Origin of the sequence: Treponema sp. Marseille-Q4523 (genome assembly GCF_016901105.1) — a bacterium.
Taxonomy (GTDB): Bacteria; Spirochaetota; Spirochaetia; order Treponematales; family Treponemataceae; genus Treponema_D.
On record NZ_JAFEVM010000028.1, the window covers coordinates 1 to 13,659 of the forward strand.

Annotated in this window: 14 protein-coding genes and 1 pseudogene; 7 read left to right on the top strand and 8 right to left on the bottom strand. The window is 51.4% G+C overall.

What is annotated here, in order from left to right:
* Positions 1 to 113 precede the first annotated feature (113 nt).
* From JSQ97_RS09315 to JSQ97_RS09340, 6 genes and pseudogenes are all read left to right on the top strand, one after another.
* Positions 114 to 536 (top strand): annotated as a pseudogene (locus tag JSQ97_RS09315) (hypothetical protein); the annotation flags it as partial.
* Positions 537 to 805: 269 nt separating this feature from the next.
* Positions 806 to 1,426 (top strand): DUF3261 domain-containing protein, encoded by a 621-nt coding sequence (locus JSQ97_RS09320; RefSeq protein ID WP_205075805.1) that lies wholly within the window; start codon positions 806 to 808, stop codon positions 1,424 to 1,426.
* Positions 1,423 to 2,631, top strand: a complete 1,209-nt coding sequence (locus tag JSQ97_RS09325) for a beta-ketoacyl synthase N-terminal-like domain-containing protein (RefSeq protein ID WP_205075806.1) — start codon at positions 1,423 to 1,425, stop codon at positions 2,629 to 2,631. The genes JSQ97_RS09320 and JSQ97_RS09325 overlap by 4 nt, the downstream gene beginning before the upstream one ends.
* A gap of 138 nt (positions 2,632 to 2,769) precedes the next feature.
* Positions 2,770 to 3,273 (top strand): hotdog family protein, encoded by a 504-nt coding sequence (locus JSQ97_RS09330; RefSeq protein WP_205075807.1) that lies wholly within the window; start codon positions 2,770 to 2,772, stop codon positions 3,271 to 3,273.
* Between the two features lie 52 nt (positions 3,274 to 3,325).
* Positions 3,326 to 4,066, top strand: coding sequence for a 3-oxoacyl-ACP reductase FabG (gene fabG, locus JSQ97_RS09335; protein ID WP_205075808.1), 741 nt, complete (start codon positions 3,326 to 3,328; stop codon positions 4,064 to 4,066).
* A 63-nt stretch (positions 4,067 to 4,129) separates the two neighbouring features.
* Entirely contained in the window at positions 4,130 to 5,398 is a 1,269-nt protein-coding gene (locus JSQ97_RS09340; protein ID WP_205075809.1) for a beta-ketoacyl-ACP synthase, read from the top strand.
* 205 nt (positions 5,399 to 5,603) lie between these two features.
* Here the strand turns inward: JSQ97_RS09340 and JSQ97_RS09345 are convergent, their stop codons facing one another.
* From JSQ97_RS09345 to JSQ97_RS09365, 5 genes are all read right to left on the bottom strand, one after another.
* A complete protein-coding gene (locus tag JSQ97_RS09345; protein WP_205075810.1) occupies positions 5,604 to 8,672 on the bottom strand; it encodes a hypothetical protein in 3,069 nt (1,022 codons plus the stop codon).
* The gene (locus JSQ97_RS09350; protein ID WP_205075811.1) at positions 8,653 to 9,609 is read right to left on the bottom strand and encodes an RluA family pseudouridine synthase; all 957 of its coding nucleotides are present in this window, start codon (positions 9,607 to 9,609) and stop codon (positions 8,653 to 8,655) included. Before JSQ97_RS09350 ends, JSQ97_RS09345 begins: the two co-directional genes overlap by 20 nt.
* 9 nt (positions 9,610 to 9,618) lie before the next feature.
* Positions 9,619 to 9,834, bottom strand: a complete 216-nt coding sequence (locus JSQ97_RS09355; RefSeq protein ID WP_205075812.1) for a SlyX family protein — start codon at positions 9,832 to 9,834, stop codon at positions 9,619 to 9,621.
* A gap of 18 nt (positions 9,835 to 9,852) precedes the next feature.
* A complete protein-coding gene (locus JSQ97_RS09360; protein ID WP_205075813.1) occupies positions 9,853 to 10,872 on the bottom strand; it encodes an endo alpha-1,4 polygalactosaminidase in 1,020 nt (339 codons plus the stop codon).
* A 287-nt stretch (positions 10,873 to 11,159) separates the two neighbouring features.
* Positions 11,160 to 11,702 carry a methylated-DNA--[protein]-cysteine S-methyltransferase gene (locus tag JSQ97_RS09365; protein WP_205075814.1) on the bottom strand — a complete coding sequence of 181 codons (543 nt, stop codon included), beginning with the start codon at positions 11,700 to 11,702 and terminating at the stop codon, positions 11,160 to 11,162.
* Between the two features lie 22 nt (positions 11,703 to 11,724).
* On the opposite strand from JSQ97_RS09365, the gene JSQ97_RS09370 reads away from it, so the two are divergent.
* On the top strand, positions 11,725 to 12,051 hold the full coding sequence (locus JSQ97_RS09370) for a hypothetical protein (RefSeq protein ID WP_205075815.1): 327 nt from the start codon (positions 11,725 to 11,727) through the stop codon (positions 12,049 to 12,051).
* 34 nt (positions 12,052 to 12,085) lie between these two features.
* Here the strand turns inward: JSQ97_RS09370 and JSQ97_RS09375 are convergent, their stop codons facing one another.
* The 3 genes from JSQ97_RS09375 to JSQ97_RS09385 all read right to left on the bottom strand — a co-directional run bounded on the left by JSQ97_RS09375 (position 12,086) and on the right by JSQ97_RS09385 (position 13,645).
* The gene (locus JSQ97_RS09375; RefSeq protein WP_370590051.1) at positions 12,086 to 12,334 is read right to left on the bottom strand and encodes a hypothetical protein; all 249 of its coding nucleotides are present in this window, start codon (positions 12,332 to 12,334) and stop codon (positions 12,086 to 12,088) included.
* Positions 12,335 to 12,402: 68 nt separating this feature from the next.
* Complete coding sequence (locus JSQ97_RS09380) at positions 12,403 to 13,404, bottom strand: cytidylate kinase-like family protein (RefSeq protein ID WP_205075816.1); 1,002 nt, start codon at positions 13,402 to 13,404, stop codon at positions 12,403 to 12,405.
* The gene (locus JSQ97_RS09385; protein WP_205075817.1) at positions 13,328 to 13,645 is read right to left on the bottom strand and encodes a hypothetical protein; all 318 of its coding nucleotides are present in this window, start codon (positions 13,643 to 13,645) and stop codon (positions 13,328 to 13,330) included. Before JSQ97_RS09385 ends, JSQ97_RS09380 begins: the two co-directional genes overlap by 77 nt.
* Positions 13,646 to 13,659: the final 14 nt, after the last annotated feature.

Consider the following 13,659-nt stretch of genomic DNA (forward strand, 5'->3'; position numbering starts at 1 on the left):
GCCGAGGTTCCTCTGTATTCAAGATTTCCTCACGTTCTAGGGCAACCTGCTGTCTGCTCCCTTATCCCGTCGGATAAGACTACCACTTCTGCCGGTAATTAAAAACATAGCATCTCGTTGTCAGCGTAATGAATATCAATTATAATAAAAGCAGTAAATTGCTGAGTGCCTGTAAACCGCTGAAAGAGTACACGCTGTTCATAGACGCCGTACGGAGACATACGAAACTTGACAGCGAAAACGGCTTCCAGAATGCGATCAAAGAGTGTATACAAAACGACGTCTTACGGGAATACTTACAGCGGAAAAGTCGGGAGGTGGTGAATATGTTAATTGCCGAATACGATTACGACGTGGACATCGCCGTACAGAGGGAAGAAGAAAGAGAAATCGCACTTCAGGAAGGTCTTTCCGAAGGCTCGTATCTAGCGAAGCTTGAAACGGCAAAATTGATGAAGCAGGCACATTGCAAACTTGATTTTATTACGCGAATGACCGGCCTTTCTGCTGAAGAAGTTGAAAATCTTTCAGAATGAGCGGTGATGAATATGCTCATGGCCGAATATGATTACGATGTGGACATAGCCGTACAACGGGAAGAAGAACGGCAAATCGCATTACAAGCCGCTGAAATAGCGCGTCGCTTTTAAGGAACGCTTATAAGCGTACCTCCGCACGGCGATAATTTTCCCCGCCTTTTGACTGTGCCCTATCTTCCGTCCCGCCGTTGCGCCTTGCTTCCTTCCTCCCGCAGCTTCCCTCCTGCGAGTTTGACAAAGCGCGCCATACAATTTACAATGAGCGCATGATTACGCAAAAAATGCGCACAGTCGGAAAATCTCATGCGCTCGTTTTCAAAAATACGCTGCGCCTCGCGTCCGCGCTATTGCTGCTTGCGATCTTCGTTTCCTGCGCTGCGGTAAAAGGACGCCCTATGCGCTATCCGGTGCACGTGACGAATGCGCGCGTCGTCGATCTGCTTCCGCCCAAAGATGTGGCCTCGCCGATCGACGCTCTGTATATGTTTACCGCGAGTTTCGGCACTTCATCCTTTTATATGCAGGCGTTTATACAGGCGAACGAGGGCGGTATTTTTATCAATCTGCTGAATGATTTCGGTTCGGATATGGGTACGCTCACGTATACGGGCAATGAACTTTCGCTTGCGTCGGCGGTGCTGCCGGCCTCTCTCAAAGCGCAGTATATCGTCGCGGATATTCAATTCGCCTATTACGATGCGGATGCGGTCGCACGGTCGCTGCGCCGTGCGAGGCTTGATTTTACCGTTACGAAGGACGACGGCATGGAATTGCGCAGGATTATGAACGGCAAAAAATGCATCGAAGAGATATCGATTACATCTTCTTCGGTGAGCATCATCAACCATCTCCGCGGCTATGAATATCATCTCACGGAGGCCTTGTGACGGATCCGGTGTATCTTTCAAAGCCCGGCGTCGTGTGTGCGGCGGGTTCTTCGGTCGATGAATTGTGGCGCTCGTGTGTCGCAGGCGATCGATCGGGCATAAAAAAAGTACGCGCTCTTTCCGGCAAAGAATTTTTTGTCGGGCGGGCGGACGACGGGGTCTTGCGCAAAACGGCGGCACGCTTCGATATGCGAAGCATCCGCCTCGAAGATGCGGCGCTCGTACAAATCGAGAGGGAAATATTGGGCGCGCTTTCGGCGTACGGCGCTTCTCGCGTCGCCGTCTGTGTCGGCTCGTGCGACAACGGTACGGAACTTTCGTTTCCCGCTCACGCGGCTTTCCTCAAGGACGGCACTTTTCCCGCAGGGTATACGCTTGAAGTGCAGGGCGCGGATTACGCGGCGACTTACGTGTCGGAAAAGTACGGCATACGCGGACCCTCGCTCGCGTTCAGCACTGCGTGTTCGTCGAGCGCCGGCGCGATCATCAAAGCTGCGGAATTGTTAAAAAGCGGACTTGCGGACGCGGTGATCGCAGGCGGTGTCGATGTCGCATCCGATACGGTGCTTCTCGGTTTCGATTCGCTCGAAGCCGTTTCGCCGGACATAACGAATCCGCTCAGCGCAAACCGGAAAGGCATCACGCTCGGAGAAGGGGCGGCATTTTTCGTTATGACGAGGGATGCTCCGAAAGACGGGGCACTTGTGCGGCTTTTCGGCTGGGGAGAAAGCGCGGACGCCTATCACATGACGTCCCCCGATCCTTCGGGTGCGGGAGCCGCGCGTGCAATGAAAGCGGCGCTCGCCCGTGCGAAACTCATGCCCGGTCAGATCGATTATATCAATCTGCACGGAACGGGTACGAAATTCAACGACGCGATGGAAGCGAAAGCCGTCGCCGAAGTGTTTGACGATCACTCCGTTTCCGTCGGTTCTACGAAACCGCTTACGGGGCATACGCTCGGTGCGGCGGGTGCATTGGAAGCTGCAATATGCTATACTGCATTGGTTCAAAACGCGGAAAAAACCGGAGACGATATCGCACTGCCCAAGCACGTGTGGGACGGCGAACACGACCCGGATCTGCCGCTTTTGAATATTGCGGGCGCCGTCGGTGCAAAGCGGACCGGGCGTGTAAAAATCTGTATGTCGAATTCCTTTGCGTTCGGCGGTGCGAATGCGAGCCTGGTGTTGGGTCTGACGTGATCGTGTCCGGTGAACTGCGATCGCGCTCGGTGCAGTGCGATGTCATTGCGTTTGCATAATGCCCGCGCGTTCTGATGGGCGCTCGCGGCGGAGTGGTGTAATCGCGTACGCGTGTACGGATAGAAAAACAGGAGAACTATGGAAAGCGAAACGATACGTGAAAATTTGCCGCAGCGCATCGAGCGCGACGTGCTGATCGATCTCTTGCCGCACAAGGGAAAGATGTTTTTGCTCAGCCGCGTAACGCAGCACGACACGGAAGCGCATACGATTACGAGCGAATACGATATTACGCCGGAGTGCATCTTTTACGAAGCCGCATCCGACGGCGTGCCGACGTGGGCAGGCTTCGAATTTATGGCGCAGGGCATTTCGGCGCTGACGGGCATCACGAATAAAGCGCTCGGCCGTTATCCTCGTCCCGGTTTTATTTTAAGCGTCAGCAAATTCAAAGCGGCCGTTCCGTATCTAAAAAGCGGCACGACGATCGTGATGAAGATAAAAGAAGACTACCGCGCCGAAATGACGTACAGCTATAACTGCGAACTTTTTGCATCGGCGTCGGACGGGGAGCCTGCCGTTTCATCGACGATCACCGTTATGGAAACGGAAGATATTATGAATTTGTTTAAAGACGAATAACCGATAAACGATTTACCGCACGCAGTGCGGTAAAATCGTATCAGGAGTTTTTATGGCGGATGAAGCGAAAAAAATAATCGTTACCGGAGCGTCGGGCGGCATCGGCCGCGCGATCGCAGTTGAAGCGGCGAAAGCCGGCTACTATGTTATTTGCCACTACAATCGCGGAAAAGAAAAAGCGGAAGAAACCCTTTCGCTGATTACGGCTTCCGGCGGAGAAGGCGAGCTCGTACAGTTCAACGTCGCCGACAGAGCGGACTGCAAGGCGAAGCTCGATGCGCTCACTGAAAAACACGGAGCGCTGTGGGGCGTCGTGAGCAATGCGGGCATCACGCGGGACAACACTTTCGTCGGATTGACCGGAGAGGATTGGGACGCGGTGATCCGCACGAATCTCGACAGCTTTTTCAATGTGATTCAGCCTCTTGTCATGCCGATGGCTCGCAAAAAGAAGGGGCGCATCATCGCCGTGTCGTCGGTGAGCGGCATCATGGGAAACCGCGGACAGACGAATTACAGCGCGTCGAAGGCGGGGATCATCGGAGCGGCAAAAGCGCTCGCGGTCGAACTTGCGAGCCGCCACATTACCGTAAACACGATCGCTCCCGGCGTTATCGAAACGGATATGACGGCCGCGATCAACGAAGAAGCGAAAAAAATCATCATGCAGACCATTCCGATGGCGAGGGCGGGAAAGCCCGAAGAAGTCGCCTCTCTCGCGGTGTTTTTGCTGTCGGAGAGCGCATCGTATATCACGCGGCAAGTGATCGCCGTCGACGGCGGCATCCATTAATTATTAATTAATAATATCGCGCCGCAGGGAAAACGCGGCTTGATATTACAAGCGAGGTTAACTATGACGTATACAAAACCGAACGGAAAGCGGCGGGTCGTCGTAACCGGCGGCGGTATGCTGACCGCTCTCGGCCGTGACTGGCAGACGGCTTTTGCAAAACTGCAGTCCGGCAAAAACTGCATCAAATATATGAGCGATTGGGAACGCTACGAAAAGATGAACACGCGCCTTGCGTGCCCGTATGAAGAAGCGCTTCCGTCATACCCGAGGAAAAAGATCCGCGGTATGGGACGCGTCGCGCTGCTTTCGCTCGTGTCGACCGAAGACGCGCTCAAAATAGCGGGATTGTTAAAAGACGACGGAGACGTCATCGATGAATTGAAAAGCGGCCGCACCGGCATTTCGTACGGTACGTGTATGGGAAGCATGGACGCGATCATGGATATCGCCGACATGATGAAAACGGGCGACACGTCGAAGCTCGATTCGCAAACCTATATCAAAGCAATGCCGCAGACGAACGCGTGCAATTTGAGCGTCTATTATCAAATTCGCGGTCGCATCATCGTAACCGATACCGCGTGTACGTCGGGAAGCCAGGCGATCGGCTATGCATACGAAGCGATCGAAGACGGCAAAGCGGAGATCATGATCGCAGGCGGTGCGGAAGAGCTTTCGCCTCCCGACGCTGCGATTTTCGATACGCTCGGCGCTACGAGCATCCTCAATAAAACTCCCGAAGCGACACCGAAACCCTTTGACAAAGACAGAGACGGTCTTGTTATCGGCGAAGGAGCGGGTACGCTGATTTTGGAAGATATGGAACACGCCGTAAAGCGCGGTGCGAAAATGTATGCGGAAGTTGCGGGCTTTGCGACGAATGCGGACGGCACGCACATCACAAGCCCGAACGCTGCGACGCAGGCGCTTGCGCTTTCGATGGCGCTCAAAGACGCGGGTATCGACGAAAGCAAAATCGCTTATATCAACGCGCACGGCACGGCGACGAGTCACGGCGACATATCGGAATCGCAGGCTGTGTATTCGGTATTCAAGCGCGCAGTGCCGATCTCTTCGACGAAGAGCTTTATCGGTCATACGCTCGGCGCGTGCGGCTGCGTTGAAGCGTGGCTTACGATCAATATGATGAACGAAGGCTGGTTCCATCCGAACTGCAATCTTACAAACGACGATCCAGAATGCGCGCCGCTCGACTATATCAAAGGTGCGGGGCGTGAAATCTCGTGCGACTGTGTTATGTCGAACAATTTCGCGTTCGGCGGCGTGAACACGTCGCTCGTGTTTAAAAAGATCGAAGGTTTAAATTGAACGTCTGAAATAGCGCCGTTCAATTTAACTTCGAGTTTCCCTTCGGAAAACTCGCGGATATACATGTGCGCTTGCGCGCACTAATTCAACAGTCTCCAAAATTGATATTTTGTTCGACTGTTGAATTTTATGGACAATAAAAGAACATGCAGAGGTTTGCGGGGAAACGACACCGACGGTTTCTTTTCCCCGCGCCCTTATTCGTTTAATAAGCAAGATTCCAGCCGAATTCGAATGCAAAATAATTTTGCTTTTTAGTTTCACGGATGACATAACGCAAACCCGCGCGCAGGGTCGATGTCAAAAGCGGCGTTGCTGCGGCGCCGAAGTTGGGTGTAAAGGACAGCGACGCGGACAGCACGGCCGAATCGCAATAACGCATTTCGCCTGAAAAAAGATTCCGTACAAGATGCGGCGTATCAAAAAAATCCCACGATGTGCCGCCCGTATAATCGAAACGACCGGTATACGATGCACGCAGTGCCCAGCGGTTTACGTAGAAAAGCGGGATCGCTTTTTGTACTTCGCCTGCAAACAAAATAAACTCGACACTATTTTTAATAAAAGTCGATCTGTTCGGAAAAAGCTGTGTGCCGAGCGCAAACGGAAAATTATACGTATAATCACAGCGGCACGCATACGGCAAAAGACGCGGCGAACGCAGAGCGGCGTTGACGGAAATGTTTTGATATACGTTATCCTGTGAAAAAGGCGTTCCCTGCTCGGATTCGTATTCGGCAATATATGATGCGCCTGCGGCAAAGCCCGCTTTCTCGTATACGCCCGCACCGGTTTTATGAATATTCGAATAGCCGACGGATAATTTATTAATTGCGACAAACATCGGCGAAGCGTCGTCATCTTCGAGCGCGCCGAAAAGCGATGTGCCGTTCTTCGAAAATTCCGTGCGGCTTTGCCTCCCGAACAATATATTTGCAGTGTTTTCGAAAGTGAGGCGAGATAGGTTTCCGACGGGAATCGCCGATGAAAGATTCACCGTGTGAGCCGTCTGCTTAAATCCGCGACGGTCGAATTCGATTTGATTGCTGAACGAATATTTGAAAAGCGAAGTCGCCGTTCCGCTTTGGAAGCGCGTTTCGATCGCTCCGCTGTTTGAAAGAATACTGTAGCCGCCGCTCACGATTGCGATTTTCGACGACCACGGATTATTGGACGCATAAGTGAAACCGAGCGGTAAAATTCTGCCGGTGATATTGCCGCCGGTGTTCTGCGCGTATGTCGATGCGATGCCGACCGGCAAAAAGATGCCGCGTTTATAATAATCAAACGGATTGTATTTTTTCGAGCGGGTAAAAATCGCTTGCACGTCTCGATTGCCGGCCGCCTGCTCTCCGCTTCGCACATTGTCGGCAGCTTCCGCCGATCGCGCTTTGCCGTTTGCAGCTTCTGTTGCTTGCATGTCCTGTGTGTGCGGAGCGGCTTTGTCTGCAGCGGACTTTTCAACTCTTTCGCGTTTTGCTTCGAGTGCGATTTCCCGCATCGTCATACTGTCGCTTTCCGCAGTCAAAAGGCGATTGTCACGAAAAAAATGCCCCGTATATGCGATACTGCCGTTTTGGAGCATAACGGGATCGTATACGCCGCCGGACACATCGCCCGTCTGCAAAAGCATCGAAGCGGAATCTGCTCGGCCGTCATCAAAATTATTAATTATTAATTTTCCGAAGCGCGGCATCGTATCTTCGGCCGCCCACGAAAACGTAAATACTTTTTCAGCGTTACCCGTGTTTGCAAGCGAGACGTCGCCGATAACCATGCGATCGTACGGTGCATCGTATACCTTCTCCGTACCGTCCGCAATCGAATACAATCGAATCGACCGGTGCATACCGCTTTTGCATACGTATACGATTTCGCCGCCGCCTGCGTCCTTCGGCGTAAATGCGACATCTCCTCGAGCGAGGGGACGGGATGCGATAAGCGAAGCGCCGCGCACTTTGCCGTCCGCGCTTTTGTCGAGTTTGTAGACAGTGAGCGTGCTTTGCTGCGACTTCGTCTTTATCGCCGCGAGATAATATGCGCCGTTCCATAAAACGACGGCTGCATCGCGCAGACCCGTTTCGCTCATCGTATAGCGCGAGCGGTTTTTCATATTAAAGATATGCACTTCGCTTTTCGGAACGGCATGCCTTTCGCTCATCACGCTGAAGGCCGCATATTCGCCGTCAGTCGAAAGAGATGTGTGCCGCAGATTTTTGACGGTACATATTTTTTTTGCGCGATCGCAGCATCTTCGTTCGGCATCCCACTTTGAAAAATAAAAACTTCCGGTTGCGTCGTCGGTAAAGCCGAATCCCGCACTGCACGAAACGAGCGACGTATATCGTGAGGCGCGCGCGTTTTCTTTCGAGCGTTTATCCGTACCGGAAAAATAATCCTTGCACGCACCTTTGACAAGCGGGTCGGGATACTGCGCGGCGGAAGCGGGCACGGCGATCGAATCGTAAAAATGTTTCCACGCTTCTTTGACGGAAATTCCGTACACCGATTTGAACGCGGCGGATGCGTGTACCGTTTGAAAGTTGACGCACTTGTATAAAAACCGCGCGTAGTTTTTCATGCCGTACGTTTTTTGAATCCAATTTTCAAACGCCGCACCGAAATGATAATTCGTATCGTACGGATATATGTCGCGCGAACCGTAGATATCGGCATGCGACGGAAAAGCGCCTTCGATTTTTGCCTGCCGTACCGTTTGCGCGCTGTACGGATCGTTTAACCGTCCTTCGCCGCCGGCACTTTCCGATGCGACGGCAACGCCTTCGGTCCGTGACCGCGTGATAAACAGGTATGCGGGATTTACGACGTCGCCGAAGACCGCGCCGACTCCGCGCCAAAACGCATTTTTCATATTGTACGAAACGGCGTGCGTGAGCTCGTGTCGGAACGTCGACAAAAAATCGTCCGATGCGACGGCGATCTTTTTCGTCACCGGCGTATCGTACATGACGATCGTGTCGTAACACGCAGGCGAATAGTATGCGTTGAATTCGTCCTGTGCAGGCGTTATGACGACGGGAAAACGCTTCCATTGCTCGGTTTCAAGATACGCGCATACGTCTTCGTATATCGCATCCGCATGATGCGCGAGATGTTCGGCGCTTCGGGCGGAATCCGGAGCATAGATGATATCGAACCACTGCGTCTTTACGACGCGGATATCTTTTTCGCCCCACATGACACCGTCTGCGGCACTGAGCGAAAGCGATACAAAAATCGAGATGATAAAAAAATTAATTATTATTTTTTTCATACACTATACTGCTCTTGCCGCTCTTTTGCGAAGCGGCAAAATCGCGCGGCAAAGCCGGCTTACCGCGCATTTCTCTTTTCTTCCGCCATACCGGAAGCTCAGGCTTTTTATCGCCGCGCCGGACATATTCGAGCCAAGCTTCGGGTTCGGGAACTTCGAAGCGTACGGTTTTGTGCGTTGCGGGATGGACGAATTCGATAGTACGCGCGTGAAGCGCAAGGCGGCAAAACGGATCGGTACGAGCGCGGTGCGTTTCATCTCCCGCAATCGGATAGCCTTTCGACGCGAGGTGCGCGCGTATTTGATTTTTTTTGCCGGTATCGAGGTCGAGCTCGAAAAGCGTGTGCGTCTGCCCCCGCTCTACGATGCGATAACGGGTACGCGCTTCGACCGTTTTAAACTTCGCCTTTCCGCCGGAAAAATCCAAATGCTTCGTATAAGTCGTTTTATTTTTATCGAATCGTTTTATCCGGTACGCTTTGTCGGAAGGCTTATCGTCCGCTTTCGGAACGAAGCCGATATTGTACGCGTTGTACGCAAGAGGCGCGTCGATGACGCCGGAATCGGGAAGCGCAGGCCCTTTCGGATTTTCGGCAACGGCGCGATATATCCGCTTACTGACGACTTTTTGCCAGGAACGCATAAGCGAGCGCTGTACCTGCTCGCTCAGCGCAAAGAGCATGACGCCGGACGTGTCGCGGTCGAGGCGGTGTACGACGAAGGGACGATGCCGCTGCGAATACGTGCCCCTGCTCCTCATGATGCGGCAGAGCACGTCGAGCGCCGTCCGAGCTTTGCTGCCCGGATACGGAACGGAAAGCATGCCCGACGGTTTATGTATGACAACGATGTATGCGTCTTCATAGAGGACATCGATTCGCTCGCGTCCGAAATCGATTTTATGTTCGCGCTTGTATTGTGTGCTCGGCTTTTCCATAATTATTAATTAATAATGCGGCGGTATGCGGTTGGGAATTTCTTCCGCCTCATCTGCCAATTCGCGCAGTTTTTCCGACATCGCTTTGCACTGCGCCGTAATCCCGTCGATCGATTTCGTGTGAACGACGGAAACGCCCTGCAGCTGATTTACAAAATCTTCGAGGTAGGCAAGTTTCGTTTCGAGCGCAACGATGCGCTTTTCGATTTCGATATCCGTAGACAACTCCTTGTAAGATGCGGTTTACCGCTCTTCGAAATATTCGTATGCATCGACGATGTCGAGGTAAACGCCGTCGAATCCCGCATCGATAATTTTTTGAATATACGAATCCTTGCCGCCGCAGATGATATTTTGCCAATCTTCATTCCAGTATCGCACTTTATAATTTCCTTTCCAATCGGGATTCAATTTATCGAGCCACGCGGGCGCATTTTTTGTCAATTTTTTTCCGTGTACCCAGCGCTCATCCCAATACCGGCGATAGTCTTCCGCTTCGCCGATACTCATATATGCGATGACAAAGCGCGCTCCTCCGGAAGCTTTTTTCTTAATTGATTCGACAGCCGCACGGGAAAACGGCACATCGCCACCGTCTATAAAGGCGTCCATGATCACGGCGTCGTAATCCGTCGCCCGTATTTTTTCGATGAGCGCACTTCCGTCCGCGTCGCCTGAAGACATGCCGAGCAAAAATAAAAAATTTTTCGCGTCGGAAAGTTTCGTCACGTCGTTTCGATTTTTGCGGTACGGATAATATTCTCGCCCGTATCCGCTTTGTTCCGGGATAAGGGCGAGATTTCTGTCGGGCGCGGCAAAACCGATAAAGCCCGCCGCGGCGTTTTTCGCGTACGAGTCGGCGATCGCGGCTCGGGAAGAACAGTAATCGATCGAAAAGACGGTCTTACCTTTTTCCGAAAATTTTTTGCACGTACCGACAAAATATGCGGACGCCCTCGAAGATGTCGCTTTGCCCGCTCTCCTTTCGCCGTAAAACGTATCTTCGCGGCCGCATCCGTCGATCGCATCCATGTACGAAGCATCGGCTTCCGTAAGCGGCACGCCGTTTTCGTCGGTTGGGACATCGCTGTCCCACGCGACCGTCTGCCCGTTTTGCGGAATGACAACAAAGTGCGGATTTTGCGCCTTTGCATAGGCTGATATTTTTTTAATAAACGCGCGCATTTCTTCGCGGTAACGCGGCGGTATATCGTGTACGGTACAGGATGAATTGTCGCTGCAAAAAGCGGCCGCGGCAAACATGAAATTAATAATTATTAAAACGAATGTCGAGTTTTGAAAATACTGTCGAAACAAAGGTCTGCTTTCGGCGAGAACCCGTCCGCTTAGCCGCGGTCGAGCTTTTAAGGCTGGCTTCCGTAAGCTTAACGCTCGAAACGGCACACGGCCGGAACCTCGCCTCTGCATCGTTTTATTTATCTTCAAAACTCGCCACTCAGTAGGTGAACGAAACGGATGGAAAATTTCGAGTTTTAGAAAACTCGAAATTGATCCTCTTAAAAACGCATATCGTCTTCTGTCGTTTTGTTTCATACTGCTCCCTTGGAAGCGCGTCGGACATCTTTAAACATCGCCATATCGACACCTTCCAGCTCAAGAAGTTTTATTTTTTTATCGATGCCGCCGGCATACCCGGTCAGATTTCCGTCCGATCCGACGACTCTGTGACACGGAATGATTACGGAAACGGGATTATGCGCAACCGCTCCTCCGACCGCGCGTGCCGATACCTGTTCAAACCCTTTGCGTTTTGCAAGCGTTCGGGCGATGGCGCCGTAGGAAATCGTTTTGCCGTACGGAATCTCTCGGAGAACGGCCCACACCGCCTGCCGAAAATCGCTTCCTGCCGGAGCGAGCGCGAGTTCCGCCGCATCCGGTTTTTGTCCCGCAAAATATCGATCGAGCCAACGTTTTACTTTGACCGATGTTTTATCATCGTCTTTCGGCACCGCCTCCGAAATCGCCGCGCCGTAATATTTTTGCCCTTCGAACCACAGCCCGACGAGCGCTCCGTCCTTTTGCGCCAAGAGCATATCGCCGAGCGGCGACGAATAAGATGCCGTATATATCATAATGCTCCTAAACTTGAGAAAAATGCATTGTACCTTTGCCGTCCTCGTTATTCGTGCGGACGGTTATCTCACATACCACGTCGGGGTTGTTGATTATCTCAACAGCTTTTTTACGGCTCCGTACACGATTTTAAAATTATTAAAAATAAAAAAAGCGATCAGCGTAACGATAAACAGTTTTACAAAATATTGGAAAGTGCCCATGAAGTGCGCTATAAAATACAACACGGGCGATACGGTTGTGCCGCGTGCCGATCCCATATATGCCGTATATGAGCGCATCCAGCCAGGAAGTCCGATACTATATAAAACGAAAAAAACGACGGTGACGACGCCGGACAAAAAATAATAAATCGCACCCAGCTTTAAATAATTTTTAAATTTCATTTATTTTTTTCCGTGAATTTTGCAAATACCCGGCCGACTCCCCAAAAGATAAAACCTTCAACCGTATTGCGCAGCATCATCGTTACATACGAAAGCTGATCGAGCGTCGCACGCCCTTCTTCCAATATTTTTACAATCAACGATATCGTTCCCGACGCGATACTTACCGCAATGTAAATCACGCTCAAATATCTTATATATTTCGGAACGTCGAATTTTTGCAACGCATCGCCTTTTTCGTTCACCGCGGTATTTCCTCGTTTTCATATTGCTGCATTGTTTGCAGCATCCTTGCGCTGTTCAAGCGGCGCTTTCAGTCGGTCTTTTTTTTCGCCTTTGCCGTGCGTGACGATACCGCTTTTTTTACACCCGACGCGATTTTTTTCGCAGCTTCGGCTGCCTCTTTTTCCGCTTTCGGTGCGGATTTTTTTACGTTTGCCGCAATCTTTTTTGCAGCGGCGGCAACCGTCTTTCCGGCAACCGCCGACGATTTTTTTACTTCCGCAGTGATTTTATGCACGGCTTCAGGAGCGGTCTTTTTGACTTCTTCCGCGATTTTTTTTGCAGCCTTCGGAGCCGCCGCTTTTATATCGTCCGCGATATTTTTGGTGGCGGTTGCCGCCGGCGATTTTTTCAAACCCGTTGCGATTTTTTTTGCAGCTGCCGTCATCGCCTTTTCCGCAGACGCAATCGACCTTCGCACGGGGCCGACGGTTTTGTGCTGCGCCGCATCACAGATCATCGCAGCGCACGTGTCCAGTCCGATCGCACTGCTTTTGAGACACAAGTCGTAATTCTTTACTTCGCCCCAAACGCGGTCGGTATTGTATTTGTAATAAAGTTTCCGCTTTTTGTCACGGTCGAGCAGATAGCGTTCCACATTCGGCGCATCGACTTTATAGATGCCCCCTGCGCGCGCGATGCGAAAATCCATATCCGCGTAGATGAAAACATGGAAGCAGTCCGTTCTGTCGCGCAGCACGTAATCGGCGCAACGCCCGACAATGACGCACGGTCCTTCTTCCGCAATTTCACGGATGATATTGTACTGCATCACATACAGTTTATCGAACACCGACTGCCCCGTAGAAAATCCGCCGAAACCCGCCGGTGCGCTGTACACGAGGTTTTGTCCTGCGGATGCGTATTCGCCCCGCTCTTCGATAAACTCCTTTGCAAGCCCGCTCTTTTCCGCAATCTTTTCTATGATTTCCCGATCGTAAAATTTCCAGCCGAGTTTATCCGCGACATCTTTTGCGATGATGCGACCGCCCGAACCGAACTGCCTGCTGACAGTGATGATTTTTATATCCATATTGCAACGCCCCTTTATCGTACACACGGATGCGATCCGTAAAACCAGTATACCATATTTCGACGGCTTTGTGTACGGAAAAAATAACGGGAAAATTCTTCAGCTCATCTACAGCGGTTTCATCATTCGCAGTTTCTTCAACCGGTTCTTTTGATTCATGTTCATTAAGTTCATCGCTGTCAATCACGTTCACACGTGCATCGGGGGTATGCATTTTTTTTATAAAAATATATAATTGCATTTTAAGATGAATAA

Excerpts from the sequence above, each read along its gene's own strand:
- JSQ97_RS09320 (WP_205075805.1), top strand. The coding sequence starts at position 806 with ATGATTACGCAAAAAATGCGCACAGTCGGAAAATCTCATGCGCTCGTT.
- JSQ97_RS09330 (WP_205075807.1), top strand. The coding sequence starts at position 2,770 with ATGGAAAGCGAAACGATACGTGAAAATTTGCCGCAGCGCATCGAGCGC.
- fabG (WP_205075808.1), top strand. The coding sequence starts at position 3,326 with ATGGCGGATGAAGCGAAAAAAATAATCGTTACCGGAGCGTCGGGCGGC.
- JSQ97_RS09340 (WP_205075809.1), top strand. The coding sequence starts at position 4,130 with ATGACGTATACAAAACCGAACGGAAAGCGGCGGGTCGTCGTAACCGGC.
- JSQ97_RS09345 (WP_205075810.1), bottom strand. The coding sequence starts at position 8,672 with ATGAAAAAAATAATAATTAATTTTTTTATCATCTCGATTTTTGTATCG.
- JSQ97_RS09350 (WP_205075811.1), bottom strand. The coding sequence starts at position 9,609 with ATGGAAAAGCCGAGCACACAATACAAGCGCGAACATAAAATCGATTTC.
- JSQ97_RS09360 (WP_205075813.1), bottom strand. The coding sequence starts at position 10,872 with ATGTTTGCCGCGGCCGCTTTTTGCAGCGACAATTCATCCTGTACCGTA.
- JSQ97_RS09365 (WP_205075814.1), bottom strand. The coding sequence starts at position 11,702 with ATGATATATACGGCATCTTATTCGTCGCCGCTCGGCGATATGCTCTTG.
- JSQ97_RS09370 (WP_205075815.1), top strand. The coding sequence starts at position 11,725 with ATGCATTGTACCTTTGCCGTCCTCGTTATTCGTGCGGACGGTTATCTC.
- JSQ97_RS09380 (WP_205075816.1), bottom strand. The coding sequence starts at position 13,404 with ATGGATATAAAAATCATCACTGTCAGCAGGCAGTTCGGTTCGGGCGGT.
- JSQ97_RS09385 (WP_205075817.1), bottom strand. The coding sequence starts at position 13,645 with ATGCAATTATATATTTTTATAAAAAAAATGCATACCCCCGATGCACGT.